12 protein-coding genes are annotated in these 19386 nt (G+C 33.2%); 11 read left to right on the top strand and 1 reads right to left on the bottom strand.

The genetic code is table 11. The features are described 5' to 3' along the window. Nucleotides 1-2 precede the first annotated feature (2 nt). A complete protein-coding gene (locus tag BT797_RS07245) occupies nucleotides 3-1211 on the bottom strand; it encodes a winged helix-turn-helix domain-containing protein (RefSeq protein WP_075471513.1) in 1209 nt (402 codons plus the stop codon). Between the two features lie 507 nt (nucleotides 1212-1718). Here BT797_RS07245 and BT797_RS07240 point away from each other — a divergent pair. The 11 genes from BT797_RS07240 to BT797_RS07190 all read left to right on the top strand — a co-directional run bounded on the left by BT797_RS07240 (nucleotide 1719) and on the right by BT797_RS07190 (nucleotide 19189). Beyond that, nucleotides 1719-2939 carry an alpha-xenorhabdolysin family binary toxin subunit A gene (locus tag BT797_RS07240; RefSeq protein ID WP_075471511.1) on the top strand — a complete coding sequence of 407 codons (1221 nt, stop codon included), beginning with the start codon at nucleotides 1719-1721 and terminating at the stop codon, nucleotides 2937-2939. A 128-nt stretch (nucleotides 2940-3067) separates the two neighbouring features. Then, complete coding sequence (locus BT797_RS07235; RefSeq protein WP_075471509.1) at nucleotides 3068-5443, top strand: hypothetical protein; 2376 nt, start codon at nucleotides 3068-3070, stop codon at nucleotides 5441-5443. 230 nt (nucleotides 5444-5673) lie between these two features. Further along, nucleotides 5674-6972, top strand: coding sequence for a tyrosine-type recombinase/integrase (locus BT797_RS07230; protein WP_075471507.1), 1299 nt, complete (start codon nucleotides 5674-5676; stop codon nucleotides 6970-6972). Between the two features lie 34 nt (nucleotides 6973-7006). Next, nucleotides 7007-8425, top strand: coding sequence for a tyrosine-type recombinase/integrase (locus tag BT797_RS07225; protein ID WP_075471505.1), 1419 nt, complete (start codon nucleotides 7007-7009; stop codon nucleotides 8423-8425). A 226-nt stretch (nucleotides 8426-8651) separates the two neighbouring features. After that, complete coding sequence (locus BT797_RS07220) at nucleotides 8652-9422, top strand: hypothetical protein (protein WP_075471503.1); 771 nt, start codon at nucleotides 8652-8654, stop codon at nucleotides 9420-9422. 345 nt (nucleotides 9423-9767) lie between these two features. Further along, nucleotides 9768-10511, top strand: a complete 744-nt coding sequence (locus BT797_RS07215) for a ParA family protein (RefSeq protein ID WP_075471501.1) — start codon at nucleotides 9768-9770, stop codon at nucleotides 10509-10511. A gap of 11 nt (nucleotides 10512-10522) precedes the next feature. Further along, a complete protein-coding gene (locus BT797_RS07210) occupies nucleotides 10523-10822 on the top strand; it encodes a hypothetical protein (RefSeq protein ID WP_075471499.1) in 300 nt (99 codons plus the stop codon). Nucleotides 10823-11163: 341 nt separating this feature from the next. Next, nucleotides 11164-12219, top strand: coding sequence for a hypothetical protein (locus tag BT797_RS07205; RefSeq protein WP_075471497.1), 1056 nt, complete (start codon nucleotides 11164-11166; stop codon nucleotides 12217-12219). 167 nt (nucleotides 12220-12386) lie between these two features. Then, nucleotides 12387-15218, top strand: coding sequence for a hypothetical protein (locus tag BT797_RS07200; RefSeq protein WP_075471495.1), 2832 nt, complete (start codon nucleotides 12387-12389; stop codon nucleotides 15216-15218). Between the two features lie 117 nt (nucleotides 15219-15335). Beyond that, nucleotides 15336-17921, top strand: coding sequence for a hypothetical protein (locus BT797_RS07195; RefSeq protein WP_075471493.1), 2586 nt, complete (start codon nucleotides 15336-15338; stop codon nucleotides 17919-17921). A gap of 152 nt (nucleotides 17922-18073) precedes the next feature. Continuing rightward, complete coding sequence (locus BT797_RS07190) at nucleotides 18074-19189, top strand: hypothetical protein (RefSeq protein WP_075471491.1); 1116 nt, start codon at nucleotides 18074-18076, stop codon at nucleotides 19187-19189. Nucleotides 19190-19386: the final 197 nt, after the last annotated feature.

Raw genomic sequence — 19386 nt, 5'->3', positions numbered from 1 at the left:
AGTTAATATAGTGGATGTTCTTCAAACAACCACATCTTATTAGCAGAAGTTGATACCCATAGAGATTGATTCCCCCATTCTTCAACCTTCCAAATGACACGTTTCTCTGTAATTTTTTTGCTACATTTGTCTTTCATACTACGATTAAAAGGAATAATATCTATCGTTCTATTTTGCATAATTAACGCTGTGGTACCGACGTCGTTATCAAAACTAAACGTAAAATCACCACTACGGCTAATAAAGGTATTTTTTGTATCTGATTTCTTTGAATATAATATAGAGCCTTTATACTTCCCTTCATATTTTTTATCTTTAATCTTGAATTCTTTAAATCCACTTTCGACCTGATTTTTAAAATTGAAAATAAAGCGCATTTTATCCGTAATGGTGAGTTGTTCATCAACAAACATATAGTTAGTCGAACTCATCATTATCCCTGTAAATAGCGGGAGAGCAGTTTTAATTTCTTGCTGTAATGAGAACCACTCTTTCACTTTATTAGCCGCTATGTTCTCTTCATTTGCAGGTAATTCTAATACTTTACTTATAGTACTGTCACACATAATGGCATTATTACTTAATGGGCAAGCTAGAATATAGGTTTTATTATTGGTTATAAAAGAAAATACCTTACTTTTAGTTGGTATTTTATCAGAGAACATTTCAATCATAACGTTTCTATCTTTGTTTATGTTCTCATTTGAGATAAGCGTAAGGTAATTACCATTATGTGTATAGTTTGTTTTAGGAAACAAGAAAGCCAATTCTTCATTATGACTTTCACTCTGTAGAAGTTGCTCATAAAGTATGTAGGGTAATAGTAAACAAATGAAAAATAACAGTATATTTGTAGCGTTGATCTTATAGATAGAGTGCGCTTGTAAAGATAACGCATTTTCCGATAATAGCTCCGTATTTTTAACGGTATAGCCCTGGTTGAAGACAGTCGCAATAACATCATCAGCGCCACATAACGCTAATTTTTTCCTTAGTGAATAAATAGCTTGTGTTAAAGATTGATCGGTTACTTCCAACCCCGGCCAGCCTATAACCTTCAGCTCTTCTTTAGAAACAACGGCACCATTTTGGCTACATAATAAATCAATAATTTCTTTTTCTGATGAACTTAATTTCTGTATACCTTCCGGACTTTTAAGATTCGCTTTTATTTTACAAAAAATGACATTATTTGAAAACTGGTATGTCATAAAAGGAACCTTCCATCAGGATAATAAATTAACATCATAATAATTAATATCTTACATGCTGTTTAGCATATATAACCTGAAAAACTAAATATAGCTATATATTTCTTATTGAGTATTTAATAAAGATGAACGTTCTAATTTAGATAGTCAGAATTTAAATGGTGCTTATATAGAAGATATTTTTAGATTTACAATGTTAAAAATCCATATTTTTCTTAAATCCCCCCTGCTTATTGCATTAGTACTGCGATTAACTCTGCTAGTTAGCAATAATAACTGCATTTATACATATTTAAAATAAAAACAAAACACTTATAAATCAATAGTTTTATACATATAAAAAGCCATAAATATAATTAGAACTTTTGATACATATCAAATTTTGACCTGTGTTCCAAAAACAATTCTTTCGGTCTGACATATTTCTATCGCGGAAAAGGCTTAATATTTCTTAAACCTTAAAAATAAAATGATATTTATCTATTTACTTACTAAGGGAACAAACAAATGAAAACTAACACAACTCATAAACGACTACGTGGTTTCAAAATGAGCTTACTTGCTTTATCTATTGTTGGCTCAACGTTATTGCATGCACAAACCGTCACTGAAATTCCACCTCTAGATTATGATACGATCCAAGGTAATTTTGAAGGTGACTCATTATTCCTTGATACAGGCTCAGATACATCCTTACTTTCAACTACGGAGTGGTATCAAATTCAAGCCTATGCAACAGCGGCCATCGCATTACCAAAAACAGAAGCATCTTTACGTACACTCACAAAGTTTCCAGCTAATGATGAATTTACGTTTCAATATCAAAATTTGCTCACTGAATTCACTAATATTAATCAGTCAGGTTATGATTGGAACTCCAAAATTTACCCAAGCATTGTTGATTTAGCATTACAACTTGCAAACTACGGTAATATACATCCACAACTAATCCAGCCCTTGATGAATCAACTTACCCAGCTACAACAAAACGCTTTTGCGTATAACCTTTCCGCAGCAGCGACCAATCGCGATGCTGCACTCTCATTTTTAAATGTATTAAAGAACTTTAGCCATAAACAGCAGCAAGCAACAACGAAAGCCGTTGAGGATTTAAAGCAGTTTGCAGCCGATGTTGAAGCACAAAAAGCACAACTTGATGTTATTGAAGGCGATTTTTCAACATTATTAAGCAGCGCTACTATTAGTACATTAAGAGAGAACATCCGTCTGTTAAACGATGAAATAGCAGGTTACAGGAGCGATCTAAGTGAAGCAAAACGTAATATTGGCCTCTGCGCAATAGGTGGTCCGCTTGTTTTAACTATTTGTGGCAGTATTGAAGGCGCTAGAAAAGTCAGGTTAGATAATTTGATTGAAGAAATAGACAATCAAATAAATGCGGCAAATACAAGTTTAGAACATGCGGTTAACCTTGCTGCTTCTTACGAACTCGCTCATTCAAACATCAATGATATGCTGACACATATTGAAAATGCATTACCTCAGCTTAAAAAAGTACAGCTGCATTGGCAAGGTCTAGAAAGTGATTTCGACTCGCTCACCACATCACTAAATTCATTAGACAGTGAAGATGCCTTACGTAATGCCAACTTAGTGGTCGCTGGTATTGTAAGTAGTCCATTGGCTGGCACCGTAGGGCCTAAATGGCTCGAAATAAGCAACAAAGCAAGACAATTTGCGCAGAACGCTTATGTGATCGTGGAATAGAGGTATTTATTAACACTATTTATCTGGCTCTATTTATCTAACGCTATGTAGGGTTAGATAAATAGCGGTAACGACCTATATCAACTCAATCAATATTATCCATACTCCTATGATCATAAGGACATAAGATGAAGATTTTCAACCATTTTATAATTACTCTCAGTTTGTTATTTAGCGTGAGCGTGAGCGTCAGCGCCACTGACTGGCTTAATAATTATAAGCTCGCACAACCTAAAAATTTACCTGATAACGTCACTGAAAAAACAATTAACAATGATGGACAGACTTATTTAGCTTCGGGAATGTTGCTAAATTTGAGTACCGTTTTAAATGATTATTCATTAACGACTGGTACTAATAAACCGAATGTAATCGTTATTGTTGCAGATACACTGGTTGTTACTGAAAGTGTTATCACAAACTTAACGAATCAGCGCTTATTTATATTTGCGAGAAACATTACCGGCGATAAAGCCATCACATTGAATATAGATGCAAGAACGCCAAACTCAGTCAGCTTGGGAGTATTTGCAAAAAACATCAATGATAATATAAACGTGATCACTCTACTCCCGTCTGGTTATGAGTTTGATATTGTCATGCCGGTAACGGATGGTTTTGGTGAAATTTATACTATCTCAGAAACGGTATATAACAAGACCGTAATAAAGAATGAAATAGACGGCTTAATCGCAATCGATAGTAATCCATACTTAGCTGTTTTTAATCATTCTTTTGACATGGCAGCATCTATTTTTGATAACGCACCAGAACTTAGCGTTGCAATGCTTGACTGGGTTGAAAGCGTATTAAGGTTCATGCCGGTTACAATTGCTAACAACGTAGAATTAAAGTCACTCTATTTACAAGTATCAAACTTAAAGCAATTCATTCAACTCTCTTACAATAATCCTAATTATGTGCCGAGCTTAAACCATGATATGTATGAATATACCTATGCGAGTTATTTAGCTGCAATGGGCGCTTATGAAGACAAATATCAGAACTATATTGATCGAAATATCGTGCTTGCAGATCGTAAGCAGCTTGCCCTTCTCATGCTTGAAGATTTGCAAAGCGTCAATAATGCTGAATTTGCGATTATTGAAAGATCCGTTAACCAAGTCAATCAGTTAAGGCAATCGCTTATTAAGCAAACGACTAACTATCAAGGCCAAGATACCAATATACTTAAAGCTCAAATTGCATTTAGACAAGGTTTAGAGACTTTTGAAAACGATGCAACCATACAAACCGTGTTTGATGTAGTCAGTGCAATAGCCAAAGCCGGTACCGCGATTGCAGGTTCAGCTGGCGGTGACCCGAGTGGTTTAATTGAATTTGCAAAGACTCTACCTGCCTTAGGCACAAAAATAATCCAGTTAAAGGAACAATTAGATACTATTGTGAAAAAACAGCGTGAGATTCAAGAATCACTAGCTGCTGTCAACTCTTTCTCCAACGATGTTAAATATGAAGTTGTGGTCCATGATATCGCTAAATTCTATAATTCGATTCAGCATACAGTACCAACACTGGAAGCATCTAACCTAGTGTGGGATGAATTCCTCATTGATGCTCGCGCTAACTTTGTGCCAGTGATTAGTGCGGGTGTTTCAGGGGCTAAGCCATATCTTACAGAGCTAGAAAGGCTTGCAGCGCAAGCAAAAGCGATTTCAGCAACAGAGATTAATTTGGCTCAAGAGTTATCGAGACAGATTGATTTAAGAATTGCGAGCCAAGTTAATGCGGCGAATATCAACCGGGTATCAGCGCTTATTGAATCAATTGATAACGATGCCAGTGCAGTTAACGCCTTAGAAGACGCATTTTTCAGAACCTTGAGTAACCTTAAACGCCCTATGTTTATCGCCCTTGCCAATTACCAGTCTGCGTTTGCTTACTGGTCTTTAGAAGAGAGTGTTATCACGCCGTCGTTAAACAAATCATTTGCTGCTTATACGCGAGATCTTGCATTTATGCGTGAGCAAGAAGCAGCAAGTTTGGATCGATTTTACCCTCGTCCACAAGACTTTTCGTCGATTATTCATAACATTAGTGACATAGATAAGTTAGCCGAATTTAAAAATACCGGTATTTTACATTTCACCTTACCCTTAAATAGCACCATATTTGCAGATTTCGACAGAGTAAGACTAGATGAAGCCAGTGTATTGATAGAGGGAACTGAATTACCGACAGGTTTGTATAATATTGACCTGCTATCGAGTGGTACTTATCAAGATAGAAGGCATCAAGATAATTACACTTTTACAGCCACCCCATTGTTTAGAAGAATCATTTACAATTTGGTAAATAGTCAAACACAAGAAGTGAATATTCTGACAAGTGGCGCTATCGCATCTGATTATGCGTTAAACTATTTTATGCCAACTCCTTTTACAACTTGGACCATAAAATTAAATAACTGGAAAAATATCGACCTGAGTACAATAAATAATATTAAAATTAGCTTTTCTGGAAATGGAATTCCAACTTTCTAGGTCAATATAGAAAGCAAAAAGCCGGAACTTAAATGAATAAGTTCCGGCTTCTCTAATAGATGGCGGAGGAGGAGAGATTTGAACTCTCGAGGAGCTATTAACCCCTGCTGGTTTTCAAGACCAACCCCATAAAGACCGTTTTAACATGCATATCAACAACATACAAGCTTCATTACAAACCACTAAACACAGAACTAAACACAGAACTAAACAACGTGAGGTTTGTAAAAATGACTGACTTATCTAATATACACGCAAAATCAGCTTATATTCCGTTACACAAAGGATTATCAATTCGTAAAGTTCCACAGTCTAGAAATTGGGGATTGTACTTAAAATTTGATGGTCATAAACCACTTCAATTTTCTCTTAAAACTAGCGATCTTGAAACAGCAATTGCTATGGCGTGGGAAGAATACACTCTAAATAATATATTATTAAGAAGAGGTGAAATGATTCGTCAGCCTCAACAGAGAATTACATTGCATGAACTCATTGATGAAATAGTTAAAGAATATAAAAAATTACAGATCTCAGCTAATTTGGTTCGAAAAGCCAGAAAAGGTAATGAAAGATACTCAACAGAGTTGAGATTTTGGAACAGGTTTAAAGAATATTATAGTAATAAGATGCTTCCAAGGGAGTTAGGCATAGGTAATGTGCGAGAGTTTATTATTGATTTTGGTTCTACGAGTAAAAACACTATTGGTAAGATTAAGTTTTGTTTTAGAACGATTCTTGAACGGTCATTAGAAAAAAAATTAATCACTAGAGATAATATGTTTGATATGAGTAAAATTTCTTTTGAAAAAAATGATGAAGGAATTCGAGATCATTTCACCGAAAAAGAGTTTGAACTATTAATTGATTTTGCTTCGAACAAATACAAGACAAATGGTAAAGGTATTCATACTAATAAAATGTGTATAGGTTTTGTCTCATATCTCTACCACGTAGGTATAAGACCAGGGAACGAGGCTTTAAATATTAAATGGTCTGATCTTGGAATTAACAATCACGGGGATTTATTCTGTGTAATTCGAAAAGGTAAAACCGAAAGCTACGGCAAATCTAAGCGTAATCGACACGTAATTGTAGATACTGATGCACATAAAGCTTTGATAGCAGTTGCTAAAATAAAGCATTTTAACGATATTAAAAACCTCAATGATAATGAAGTTATTGAATACCTATCTCGAAATCACGCTGATGAATTTGTATTTTCAACAAAGTTTTCAAATAGTCCAAACTATAGTTTAACACTTAAGCATTGGTTAGAAGAGTTAAGAAATCAAAATCTCATATCAAAAGATAAGAATCTTGTGCTGTATAGCTTCCGCCACAGCTATATAACAAGGTCTATTGAACGAGGTAATATTCCTCTGTCATTACTTGCTGAAAATGCAGGAACAAGCGTTCAAATGATTGAGACACATTATTCACATATTTCTACAATGAGCGAAGCTTCTAGAAAATATTTAGTCAGTCAGAAGCTAGAAAATGAGTTAAAAGAGAGTAAACTTGAATAAGTGTTAACTTCTTTCAAGGCTTATTAGGTTCAAAATGACTGAAACAAAGGTGATGAAACAACCTTACATAAATCTGCACGATGGTTTAGCTATTCTAAAGGTGGCGCAGTCTAAGCAGTGGCGAATATATTTAAAGCTCGAAGGACAAAAAGCTTTAAGATTCTCTTTAAAAACTCCCGATCAAGCCGAAGCTACAAAATTGGCTTGGAAAGAGTATACGCTTAATTCTGCCTTGCTCGAAAATGGAGAAGTGATCAAGCAACCAAAAAGTAGATTAACACTACATCAAGTTATTGATAAACTTATTGACGATTACTTAAAACTTCAAGAAATAATAGATAAAGAAAAAAAGAGACAAGAAAAAGAGGGAAAAGAAGAAAACAACAATAAGAAACAAAGAGTAGGTAATGAAACTCATTCTAGCAAAATTCGACACTGGAAAAGAATTAAAGCTTTTTATGATGAAAAAATGCGCCCTTCCGCTCTTTCAACAGAAGAAGTTCGAGATTACTTTTATAATTTAGATATGTTAAGTAATACTCAATTTAAAATAATTAAATTTTGTTTTATAAAAATATTTGAAAAATCTCTAGAGTTACAATTAATTAAACATGAACAAGTTGTTAATTTAAAGAATATTGAAATTAAAACAAAGGATATGGAAAGTCGAGATGTTTTCACAAAAACAGAGTTTAATCTTTTGTTTATGTATGCGATCACGAGCTTTAAAACGAGTGGAAAAGGTATTCATACTAATAAAATGTGTATTATGGCATCAGGTTTCATCTATCACACAGGGATCAGGATTGGTGAAGAATTATTAGGTATTAAATGGTCTGATTTAAAAATAACGCCAGATGGTCATTTATTTTGTGTAATTCGGAAAGGTAAAACATCAAATTACAAAACTAAAAATAGAAAAGTATTATTAGATGCCTCAGCACACGGTTTTTTGTTGTTTGTTGCAAAGTTAAAACATCCAGATCTAATAAAAGGTCTAGATGATTATCAAACAATAATGTATTTGTCAAAAATAAAATATAACGAACAAATCTTTGCTACTAAATATTCTAAAACTCCCGATTATCGAACAACTTTTAATAAATGGATTGTAAATTTAAAAGAAGATGGTTATCTTTATAAAAATAAAAACTATGTGATGTATTCACTACGTCATTCATATATCACAAATGCCCTAGAAGATAATATACCTCTGACAGTTATTTCTGATTCGTGTGGTACGAGTTTAAAGATGATACAAGAACACTATTCTCACACGACAGTAATGAGTCAATCCGCTATTGAACATTTGATGAAAGAAAAGTTGATGCTACTTGAAATGAGTAAGCCAGTATCGAAAGAATTAACCGCAGAAGAAATTCAGAAAGAAAAAAACATCTTACTTGATCTTGTTGAACTAGAATTCCCAAGCGATAATTATTCTAGCAATTAAATTAACTACAATAAAAGGCAGGTTCAACATTGAAGTGTATAACGACCAAGCAGATATAGCTACCATGTGTTCAGTCATTAATTTGGCTGACGCTTAGATAGTCTCAAGAGCAAACAAAGCCTTAAATACATTATCTTTCAATCCTATCCCGTTTTATTTTATTCCTTTTCATTTACATATCTAAATTTATTGATACATTGACAGTAACAACAAAAAGGAATTAAAAATGGTAAAAATGATTAAAGCCGTTGGTGATACAGACAACGATTTAGAAAATTATATAGTAAAGCTCACAGCCCTACTCGGTACAAAACGCCCTCAATTCGCTTCTGTGCTACGAAAACTTATAGAGTCTAACTGTGTACACGAACATTCAATTTCAAGCTCTGATATACGTGATTATCTACCTCAAAAAGATACCCCAAGTGAACAAGCAACAGCGTTAAATCAGTTTAAAAATGTTGGTATTAAAACAGGCATATTCTTATCTACAAGCACAACTGGTGTAATGCTTAATCAAACCCTATTTTCTTCAAATGGTATATTTGTTACTGATTTTATAATGACTTACGAAAAAACCATTAAGACTATCACTAAGAAGAAATCAGATTTAGATTCAAATATTTCTGTTCGATTTACTTCTGACGATTACATAAATGACTTACTAATCTTGATTAGAACAGGTAAGACTGCAAGAGATAAATCACTCTCAAAAATCATTAAAATGTTTGATAGTAAGAACTTAATCAATATTACTTATGGTCATGGTAATTTCGGAAAAATGTGTGAAGAAGCAGGTTTGAAAAACAATAGAGCTTTAAGAGATAAAATCGACTTGATGGTTTCTCACAAGATGTTTAAAAGAGATAAGAATCATTTAAAATTATCGAGTTCATTTATTTTATCGAAACAATGGTTCAACGATCTAGAAGAAAATCAACACTCTTTGTTTGTAGCGTTTAAAAATGGGAATGTCATAATAAAAACCTTCTTATAATGTCTTATTATACATCTTATACATCCTATACATCTTATACATCCTATACATCCCATACATCCTATATATCCTATACATTTCATATGTCTTATATGCCTTATACAATCCATATAAATATATACCTTATATATTTACACCTGTTATATTCCTTATACATCCACATATTTTAATTAATTTAAAAATAATACACTTAATTAAAAACATTTAGTTATAGCCAAAAAACCAACCTTCCAATTCTTAAGTTATACGTCTTATATAAAATATATATGTTTTTTCATTGACACCTTTAAAGGTCCTGATAACATTAAGTATATAAATGAAAAGTAACACAACGAGGAACTAGAAATGGATATAATTACAGTGGCTTCGATCAAAGGTGGTTCTGGTAAATCAACAATTTGTGAGCAGTTAATGTTTACACTAGAACGAGAGCTTTTATTGAATCTTGACCCTTACGGCACTTATGAACTTACTAATGCTCTACGTTCAGCAAATGGATACAGAAAAATCAATTTTCTAAACATCACATCAATTGAACAGTTCAAACTAGCTATCAAGAAATATGCTGACAAGAAAATTATCATAGATTGTGGTGGATACGAAAGTGCTTTAACAATGGCAGCTATAAGCGTAGCAACAACGATCATTACACCAATCAATGACTCCATTAAAGAGATTGCTACTCTAAAAAATGTAAACGCAACACTTACTTCTATTAGTGCAAAAACAAACAAATCTAAGAAAGCTTATGTACTTGTTAACCGTGTTCATCACAACAAAAAATCGCTGTCTGAGTTCGATAATTTAACCAGTAAATATCCTAATTTACAGCTTCTTAAGTCAACTATTAGCTATAAAAAAGGATTGCTTGAAACAGCTACATCAGAAGGTTTAACGATTCCTGAGTATGAACTTAATCGAGTACAAGAAATACGAGCTAAACAAGCGAAAAAACAACAGAAAATGATTGATGATAAAGCCAACGGCAAAACTATTACTCTAAAGAAATTCGTTGCACCAACACTCAATCAATCAGTAAATGAGATTTACGCACTAACTGACGAACTTAAATCAATTATTAACGGATAAGGAAAATTAAAATGACTAAGAAAAAAGATATAGATTTATTTGAAATGCTTGAAGATATAGATAAAGCTTCAACAGGTGCTTCACTTGTAGAAAACGAGAACGTTAACCCTATTGAACGAGATCGATCACCAACGAAAGGTAATAACAAACTTCTTACTTCACTACCAGAAACGCTTGAGGCAGATTTTTATCAATTAAAAGCTTCTGGATTGGTTAAAGGTTCATACACTAAATTTATTATTGAAGCTCTGATCGAAAAGACTGATAGAGAACTAAACAGAATGGAGAATCAAAAACGTGAACAGGTTTAAAACTAAGTTCGATTTTGGAGAAGATAACTTGTTTGTCTTCTTCAAACTGAACAATCAACGTAAGGCGATAGTATGGCTAACTCACTCAGCAAATAAAAAGGCACTTTCAGAAGTGTCTTTTCTTTGCGAAGCATTAAAAAATTAATTTAATAAATATACTCAAACAGATATATTAAAAAGAAATTTAAACATTATAATACTGCAAATAATCCTTATATTTAAAGATAACTCCCCTCTTCCATAAAAGCATAGAATCATCTTGAAACCTCGATCCCTTTACTATCAGAAAATGAATGATAGAAATATATTAAAGGACATTTAATATACAAAGGATTAATACAATGGATTTATGTAAATCAGCAATACTTCTAACAACACTTTTCACTTTATCAGCACAAGCAGCGTTCTACGCAATCGTCATGCCGCCCAAAGGTATGTACAAAGAACCAAGTGCAGAATTAAACGTAACTCAGGAAACTGATACAGGAACATATTCTGTAACTAACGCAGAACTAATATTCTCTGAGACTCTAATCAGTGATGAAGGTTGTGATGTAGAATTGGTCGGTGATGAAACTTCAGGAACGTGGACTTACTACAACAGTCTAGCTTGCTCTGATGATGATAAATTTACTCTTTTAGCTACAAAAGGTTTAAGTAATACCGTTACAGTTTTTAAGAATAGTTCATGTGATTATCTAGCAAATGGTTGGCTTGCAGCGGCTCATAATGGAACAGGAACAGGTCTGATATACAACGAGGGTTCGTGTAGTATCAATAATTCTATAATACGTTCTTTAATGTCTTTTGACAGTGTGCCTAGCTATTTCTTAGATTCAATAAACATAGATATATTCTCGACAGGTGAAGGTGAAGAAGGTGTTGAACCAACAACACCAGACGAAGGTGAAGGAGAGGGTTCTGTAAATCCTGAATTTAACCTTCCAGAACTTAGATGGGTTTACGATGACATAGTTGTGGACCACCCTTTCTTAATTAAACTCGATTTATCTAATCTTACTTATGTTTTAGGCGATACAATAATCTTACGTGGAATGAAGAATTTAACATCATTCGATTTAAGTAGTTTAAGAAACTACAACAACACTCCATTAAATATAAATATTATGGGTGCAATGTCAGCTAAAAATCTTGATATATCTAGATTATCTTATTCGAATGTAATTGATATTAGTTACACATCCATTAGTGATATTTCTACATTTAGTAATTTGAGAACAGGAACAATCATAACAAACAATGATAGTGAAGCATTCTTTCCTCAAATAACTACATTCCCAAGTAGAAATTCAATTTTTTGTAAAGCGGTACGATGGGGAGACATAACGTTATCAAGTTCAATTTCTCAATCTAATGCTGAAAGTTCTTGTCAGTAAAACCAAACATTTTCTTTACTAATAAAACCAATTTTACCACATCAAATGATGTGGTTTTTTCTTTCTAATACTCGACAAATTTAAACCCTATAAAATTATATTTACTCCCCTTCTTTCATTATATCAAAATTGTGATATTCCTATAATTAACACAAGGAATATCACAAATGAAATTAAACAAGGAAAACATACTAAAGATAATCATCATCCCAATCTTACTTTTAGGCTTGTCGGGATGTTTTGAACATACTAATGATGCTTGCATTAAAAAAGCAGAAGATGTAAAGATAACTTACAAATCTTGTAAAGATCAGAACAAATTTCTAACAGAAACAAACTTTCATGTACTCGATGCAGAAAGAACACCATATTATGATACTAGCGGAGGTTTATCTTCGTCAGAAGTGAAAAGACTCAATAACAATGCAATTAATGCAGAACACAACCTTACTAAGCTTCATGAAGTTAAAGTATATGTAGCAGATATTATTTTATCATTTATTCCATTCGCTGCTTTTATCATTGTTCCAATCGGTCTTTACAGAACGATAAGAAGAGCAAGAGAAGGAAAACCACACAAGATTTACTTCAGCCTTGCAATGTTATTATTAATATCTTCTTTTACGTATTATGTTGTTTCATCGAATGATTTCATTAGAAGCATTGGTAGTAGCTTGAATGCTGTTTCACAAGTTCTATTTACGGCTAATGTAAAAGTATCTCTGACAGACAGCCACCAGAAAAAATCGCAGATTAAGAGTTACAGCAAGAATGAACTTTTAAAGGATACTGAGGCGTTAATCAAGATCGGAGTATGTCTTAGTAATAACCAAAGAAACACACTTGAACGTCTTCAAATCGGTATTGATTTAAGTGATAAAAAGCTACTTTCACAGAAAGATGTTGTTGATTTTTACTATGAGAAAAACGTTCCTTATGTGAAGTATTACGATAAAAGAACCAACAAAAAAATCTCTTACACGACTAACAAATATGGATTGATTCATAAAGTATTTCTTGCAAACTGTGGAGAGATTACAGCAGCTAATAAACAAATATCATCAGCCGTTTTTGCCATAATGGAAGATGTAAATTTCAATAGTATTACTCATAATGCGATAAAAAACAAAACTCTAGAATCATCTTGGCATGAAATTCAAACAGCATACGAAAACAAGTATTTGATGACAGAAAATGCAAAGTTGAGATTGGTACAACTTGCGGTAATCTATTTGGTTGAATACAAGAAAGGTTTAATCATCGGTTCTGTTGAGTTCGGATATGATGCAGGTAAAGACCCTAAATATCTGGCAGGAAAACAAGAATATATTGATTTTGATTCAAGCAATTTACAATCATTTTTGTCTAAATCTGATGCTATTTACGAGAACATAAATGAGTCTATCTGTATCACTAAAGCGGATTTGGTAAAAGAGACAATCAACGATCTAAAAGACTTCGATACAACGTCATTTATGAGCCAATACGACTGTGTGAATTTCGATAAAGAGAGTGGAACACTTTCAGCGTCAACTACTTCAAATAAAATTTATGACAATAGTAATAAACAAGAAATTGATACAAACATCGTCAGATTAGTGAATAGAACTAATCCTTTGGTTGAAGAGTCAGTAAAGGATCTGATTGCTGGTTATGCTGCAATTGATGATTTGTTCATTGATATTGTAGATAGTCTTTACAGCTTTGAAGAAGACGTAGCAACGATTATCAACAAGGGCTATTTCGCCCAAGGAGATTTTTATCACTATCTAAACACGAATACGAATGGCTACCTATCTATGTACTCAGAACTAAACGATGTTCTGGACATTAGCTATACTCAAGCCTTGCCAAATTACGCAAGTGGTGATGATACGGTAGAATCAAATTTATACGCTTATACGTCTGGTTATATCAACTATTTCTTAAATCCAATCTTTGATCAATTAGATTTATCTCTAAGTGCAGCTCCAAGTAGTTATAGCTCTCACGCTATCGAAATCGCTACAGATTCAAGTCGTTATAACATTGATAAAACTGACTTAGTTTCAACAAGAAATGCTGAAACTCTTTTTTATAATGGTCTTGATGCAATGACGAACATCTTTAAATCATTAGATAAATTTGTTTGTGCTGATGATGCTACTTGTGCTGAAAAACAAGAAGATTATCAAGGTGTGCCAGAGGTGCAAAAGCTGAGTGAAAACCTAAAAACAGGTTCAGCATTCGCATTTGGTTCAGGGCTTGCACTTAAAGCAAGCGGAATGACCCTTGAGGCAATTACTAAACAATCTTCTGAAAATTCGACTTACAAACAAGGTAAAAAGAAAAAGAAGAAATCACACTTAAAAAGTATTGGTAGTGGCATTGGTTCAGCGATAAATGAAACAGGAAACTTGATGATTGGATCTGGTGTTATCGCTGTAGTATCAGCGACAATCATTGATTTTCAATTCAAGTATGAAAAGATATTTTTACTATTTACAGAGGTGTTTATTACTTTCTACCTTCTTCTTCTACAATTCTTTGTATTGATTTCATACTCTGTTTTCTTATGGACTTGGAAAGATACAGAAATGAGTAAAAAGATTGTTATGTATAATTTTAACGCAACGGTATACCCATATATGTTTTTAGTTGCTTTATCAATTGCTCTTCCGCTTAACAACTTAATGAGAGCATTTATAATGAAGTATATGCCAACAATTTCAAGTCATACAAACTTTGATTCTGATACTAGCTCAATGATTTTAGGACTGATTTCTCCTGTTTTACAAATCATACTGACACTTGTTATCACTCTTGGATTGATATATATCGCACTTAAAAAGATATTGATAGAAGTTAAGCCATTAGTTGATATTGTAATGAAAGGTGGTTTTAATAATCTTGAATCATTTATTGATAGAAAAGAAAGTGAAAATCTAATCGCAAAAACAATACTTGCGAATAAAACTTTAAAACACATGGCGAAACAAAAAGGAAAAGCTGAAGAATAAAACGCTTCATACCAAAATAAAAAGACTGTATTCACGGTCTTTTTTTAACCCTTGAATATATCTAAATTGAAATAATGTTGATTCGTGATATTAAAATATTATCACAAGGAATTAACTATGAGAAAGAATGATAGAAAGTCTAGAGTCAGACAAATCAGAAAATCAAAAAAGACCAACAGAAAAAACCGAATCGCAAAAGCTAAAATACTAAATTCAAAAAAATATTTAGACATAAGCTTAAGAACTATCATCGTCAAACATCAATCAGAAATTTTAAATAATTCTATTGATAAAGAAACGATAGATGATCCAAGTACAACCCAGAAAGTTTTTAGTGATGTTCATTCAAATAAAAAGTTCTATTTATTTTGTTCTATCGTATCGACTCTAATTTTCTCGTATCAATCTGAAGCTGTGAATACCCTTATATTTCAGAGCTTTCACGCACCAATGACCAGGATTGTAAATTCAATCTTTCCAAGTGTATCAGATGAAGTTTATCCGTCTTACGTATCCTTAGAGACTCCGACACAACTTGCAGCGTTAGCGCAATCTCTCGATCAAATTCTGTTAGATTATGTACCCATAGTTGCATTGATTTTCTGTGTGCTTTTTCTCCTAGAATCACTCACTCCAGAAGGTGCATCGAAAGGAACTAGAAGTAGAGTTATAGCTATGTTGTTCGTTCTTTTCATAGCTTCGCCTCTTAATACTCAAGAATATAAAACGGCTTCAGGACACACAGAGCAGGTTAATAATTATAGGTATATCATTCAGACTGCCTTTGCAAAAGTGGTAGAAGCAGGTGAAAAGATGATTGATTTCTTTGATGGTGAAGATATAACCATTCATTCAATCCAGCTTCCAGATCCAAAAGTTCTTAAAGACAACTACCTAGATATTTCTCACGTATTTTTGAAGAACGTTGAATCTCAACAAGACGTTCTAGATACGAAACTGAACGTTAGTTTTAAAGATGATGCTTATACCGCAAGGTTTGAAATGGGTGGATCAGAAACCATCATTTCAAATATGAGCAATACGATTATGAACCAAAAGGCAGAAACGATCGATGAAGCTTTAGCTGAAAAAGAAATGATTCAGGATTTCTACCAGTCGCTTTTTGAGCATAGCTACAAAGTCGCTCAAAACATCTCAAATACTAAAATTTCTTATGATAAAGAACTATCAAGTGATTTCACTGATGCACAGAACTTGGGTCATAAAGAATCAGTCCTTGAAGGAGACTATAAGCAATATTGTGAAGGTATTTACACTTATGATTTGTCTGGAGCTGATATGGGTGTAATGAACGCTTATCTTGATGTTGCAGCACAGTGTGCAAGTCATAATTTTTTAGTTAAGCATTATGCTAGTCCATACTTTGATTCTGAAGAAATCATAAGTGGTCAAGGAGCTTTAAATGATTTGAATGCAATGCCATTTGGACACTCAGTGTTTGAGCTTGATTTTGATGATATTAAAGCGAAAGCAAAATTAACATGTTCTTCTGGGGGATACTTCGCTTGTGCTGAAGCGATTCAAATTACAGAGAAAGCGTATGTTAAAACCAACAAGAAGCTTGGTTTAATCACTACTCCCGTCAATGCGATAAACGATGTTGTTTCAAGCTATGTTGATATATCAGGTGATGTAATGAGGCGTAGACTTCATACACAAACACCCGTTAAAGGTGTTGGTTATCGTGATCTGATTTTAGATAAAGATGCTTACTTTTCGATAAATTTCACTAAGAACATCGAAAAACAAGATTTTGAAGTTCTTCATTTACTTCAATTCATTGATATAACAGATATACCTAAACCTGCTTTTAGCACTATCGTAAATACAATTGCAGGTTCTGATTTTATGTCTCCAATCAACAAATTCACTTCTTGTTATAACGCATTTAATCAAATCCGCAATGGTTATAAATGTGGCTCAGTTAAAGATGAGGTGATTGATCTCGGAACAGGGTTTATTCAGTGGGGTGTGAGTTTCAAAACTGGCGCAATGCTTATGTCTTTCAATAAAAAGAAAGGAAAAGCGTTCAAAATGAGTTCTGACAAGCTTAAAAAATATGGTTCTGCTGTTGGAACAGTTACAGCAATTATTGCCCCTTCTGCTTACGATAATCAATTCAAAACAAGCTCTTATTTTAGCTCGACAGGTGCTACGGAAATTTTAGCTACTGCTGCAATTCTTCAATATTTTGGACTTGAAGCAATAAAGTTCTTAGGCTGGCTTGGAAGTGTTGCTATTGGTATTGGGTTTCTTTTTTACTATCTAGTTTTGATGCTCCCACTGACGTTTTTTAAGTTTTCACTTCTGAGAGCTTATAAGTTCATTATCGACCAAACGATAGCTTTTAATCTGTTCTTCTTAAATGGATTTTCAAGAGGTATGGACGGTATAGAATCTGTTTACGATGAATTTATTATAGATTTACATGCGCTGTTTATGAACTTCATTTTACAAGTCATTTCACCGATCATAATCATTTCTTCGTTCACAATCATCTTCCAATATCTACACGATATTCTCATAAAGATTGATGGTAATTTGGGTACTCAGATAATGAATATAATCATCTTACTCTTTGAGCTTTTGGCTGTATTTCTGTTGCTTAGAATGTTGCCTAAGATGATGAATAGTCAGATCGATAAATGGTGTGATTTTATGAAATCATCACTCTCTAAGTAAAACGGTAAAAACTGAAGAAGAATTATTTATATAGTTCTTCTTTTTTTTCGTTTAAGTAAAAACATTTTTCCTTGTGAATCTTCATTACTCTTTATTTTTTTTAAATATATGTAAGTAATGATAATAGCAGTACAAACAAGGAGAGTATTATTATGCTAGAAGAACAAGAAATTATAGATGCTGATTTTGAAGATATAGATTTAACTATGGATAACGAATCTTTGAAATTTGGTACACCAACCGTTCAATCACCAATGATTGATAACCTGTTTGATTTTGATATTATGAAATCAATGTTCCCAGACACTAAGGAAGCAGTAAAAAAGCCTATCGAAGAGATAGACGAAACGATTAAGAAATCAAAGAAACGAAAAGATTTTCTCGCTGAGATGAATGAAGAAATTTTTTCAAAATACGATAAGAAGAAAAATAAATACTATCTTGAAGGTGAGCTGGCTTTCACTGTTAAAAAATCGCTATTGAGAAGAAACATAGGTATAGATTGTGGATTTAATCCATCGGTTCAAATAATATCAGACAGTCTTTCAACGTGTAAGCACCCGATCACTGATATTCCAGTAGATAATCCTGAGTTTATGGACAATTTCAAACAGGGCTTGATCAAAGCAATTGATGATAATGACTTTGATATTGATACGCTTAAAGTTGCTAAAGGTTGCCCCAAGCGTGAAGAATTACTTTTGATTATTGATGAGGTTAAAAACCGAAACTCTCTTAAATATGGTGAAGAACTCGATGACCAAAATGAAGATGTAAAGAATGACAAAGTTCAATCAGAAAATAAATCTACACAGCAGAATGCTGTGTCTACTGACGATGATGAAGAGATGTTAGCGTTAGAGCTTCTATCATCTAGTTATGACGATGATGAAAAACCTGATTTTCCACAACTGCCCTTCTTAGGTAATAAGCGTATTGAAGTTCCTTCTTTACCTGTACCTACTGATCCAGATAATGAAGCGTTGGCTTTACCTGCGCCTACTGACCCCGATTATGATATAGATAGGATGTTTGAATTTGACGATTTGGATTTGAACTTTGACGATGAAAATACAGATTTTGAACGTGCGATAGAGCAAGATTTTGATCTAGAAATGAATGAACTAGACAAACTCCCTCAAAATATTTTAGATCGAGATGATCATAAAAATGAATTGCTACGTTCCTTTGAAGAAGATTCTCGACCTACTCCTAAGAATGATGATGAACCTACAGCCCCTAAAAAAAGAAACAGATTATCAGTCTAAACATTAAAGCCAACACATATGTTGGCTTTCTACATATCTTTGCTATAAAGTTTGACACAAAGTTTGTTATGTCTTAAATTACTTATAATAACTAATTCCACAAGGTAAAGATTATGTCTATTGATAAGCAGCAAGAAATTGAAAAACTAAAACAGCAACAACAAAAAGAAAATGATGAACGCAAGAAACAACAAGAA

It is taken from the genome of Moritella viscosa (genome assembly GCF_900120065.1).
In the GTDB taxonomy this organism is placed as follows: domain Bacteria; phylum Pseudomonadota; class Gammaproteobacteria; order Enterobacterales; family Moritellaceae; genus Moritella; species Moritella viscosa.
The sequence above is the reverse complement of the archived record's forward strand: the minus strand, read 5'-3'. Positions and strand labels throughout refer to the sequence as shown.

What these genes read in the sequence shown, in the direction of transcription:
- BT797_RS07245 (WP_075471513.1), bottom strand. Translation starts at nt 1,211, where the DNA reads ATGACATACCAGTTTTCAAATAATGTCATTTTTTGTAAAATAAAAGCG.
- BT797_RS07240 (WP_075471511.1), top strand. Translation starts at nt 1,719, where the DNA reads ATGAAAACTAACACAACTCATAAACGACTACGTGGTTTCAAAATGAGC.
- BT797_RS07235 (WP_075471509.1), top strand. Translation starts at nt 3,068, where the DNA reads ATGAAGATTTTCAACCATTTTATAATTACTCTCAGTTTGTTATTTAGC.
- BT797_RS07230 (WP_075471507.1), top strand. Translation starts at nt 5,674, where the DNA reads ATGACTGACTTATCTAATATACACGCAAAATCAGCTTATATTCCGTTA.
- BT797_RS07225 (WP_075471505.1), top strand. Translation starts at nt 7,007, where the DNA reads ATGACTGAAACAAAGGTGATGAAACAACCTTACATAAATCTGCACGAT.
- BT797_RS07220 (WP_075471503.1), top strand. Translation starts at nt 8,652, where the DNA reads ATGGTAAAAATGATTAAAGCCGTTGGTGATACAGACAACGATTTAGAA.
- BT797_RS07215 (WP_075471501.1), top strand. Translation starts at nt 9,768, where the DNA reads ATGGATATAATTACAGTGGCTTCGATCAAAGGTGGTTCTGGTAAATCA.
- BT797_RS07210 (WP_075471499.1), top strand. Translation starts at nt 10,523, where the DNA reads ATGACTAAGAAAAAAGATATAGATTTATTTGAAATGCTTGAAGATATA.
- BT797_RS07205 (WP_075471497.1), top strand. Translation starts at nt 11,164, where the DNA reads ATGGATTTATGTAAATCAGCAATACTTCTAACAACACTTTTCACTTTA.
- BT797_RS07200 (WP_075471495.1), top strand. Translation starts at nt 12,387, where the DNA reads ATGAAATTAAACAAGGAAAACATACTAAAGATAATCATCATCCCAATC.
- BT797_RS07195 (WP_075471493.1), top strand. Translation starts at nt 15,336, where the DNA reads ATGAGAAAGAATGATAGAAAGTCTAGAGTCAGACAAATCAGAAAATCA.
- BT797_RS07190 (WP_075471491.1), top strand. Translation starts at nt 18,074, where the DNA reads ATGCTAGAAGAACAAGAAATTATAGATGCTGATTTTGAAGATATAGAT.